Source organism: Grimontia celer, assembly GCF_900055185.1.
Classification (GTDB): Bacteria; Pseudomonadota; Gammaproteobacteria; order Enterobacterales; family Vibrionaceae; genus Enterovibrio; species Enterovibrio celer.
In genome coordinates this window covers 1-543 of sequence record NZ_FIZX01000061.1, presented here as the reverse complement: position 1 = coordinate 543, position 543 = coordinate 1, and the positions used below count along the sequence as shown (strand labels likewise).

Here is a 543-nt window from a genome sequence, read left to right as displayed (position 1 = left end):
CGATAACGCTTGTCCAAATTTAATGCCAGGCAAGCCGCTAAATGCACAGCGCTCATCGATTTGCCCGTACCACCCTTTTGGTTTTGAACGTTGATAATCCACGGCTTGTTATTAGCACTTTGCTTACGTTGATGAAATTTAGGTACCGCAGCTGCATCCATCAACATATGTGCTTCTTGCAACGAAATAGAATACTGGTTCGCGTTATTTTTAGTAAATTGATGACCATTTGCTTCCATCTTACTGCTGTCATCATCTAGTTTACGACGAGTAAACCCAGAACGAGTTTCCATCATTGCTTTCGACATTGCTGGAAAATGATCGTCACTTCGCTCTTCTAAGACGATTTCGATGCGATCTGCTTGTACTTGCTGAGTCTGTTCTGCAAGTTGGTAGAGATTATCTATTGTTTGTTCTCTTTTCATACCTAAGTTCCAACCAAGTAACCTAATGAATTAATGTACAGCTATATCGTACATTCACATCAAAAAGCTGTCCACTCACTTAGGTATTATTTTTACAATAAATTGACTACATCAAAGC

At 39.4% G+C, this 543-nt stretch carries 1 pseudogene; it reads right to left on the bottom strand.

The features are described from left to right. Positions 1–425, bottom strand: a pseudogene (locus tag GCE9029_RS25425) (ParA family protein); the annotation flags it as partial. Positions 426–543 lie beyond the last annotated feature (118 nt).